We start from the raw sequence: 389 nt of genomic DNA on the forward strand, positions 1-389 counted from the left end.
GCACCGGCTGCCCCCGTCGAAGTCCCGATGAACGGTGCCATCTACATGGCGGATCTGACCGGCGGACAGAAGACCGGATTGTTCTACGACCAGCGGCCCAACCACGCCTTCGTGGCGGAGCTGTCACGCGGGGCGCGCGTACTCGACGTGTTTTCCCACGTGGGGGGCTTTTCGCTGGCCGCACTGGCGGGCGGCGCCGCTTCGACACTGGCGGTGGACGGATCGGCGCCCGCACTCGATCTCGCGCAGGCCGGGGCAGCGGCGATGGGGCGTGCGGATGATTTCAGCACTCGTCAGGGCGACGCCTTCGAGGCGCTGACCGCCCTGCGGGCCGAGGGCCAGCAATTTGACGTCGTCGTCTGCGACCCGCCCGCCTTTGCCCCCGCCAA

General features: G+C 69.7%; 1 protein-coding gene. It reads left to right on the forward strand.

All coding sequences use genetic code 11. From position 1 onward, the window contains the following. Positions 1-389, forward strand: a 389-nt coding sequence (locus A3764_RS19575; RefSeq protein ID WP_201722474.1) for a class I SAM-dependent methyltransferase, incomplete at both ends; no start/stop codon positions are given.

This window comes from Sulfitobacter sp. HI0129 (assembly GCF_001635395.1).
Taxonomy (GTDB): domain Bacteria; phylum Pseudomonadota; class Alphaproteobacteria; order Rhodobacterales; family Rhodobacteraceae; genus Sulfitobacter.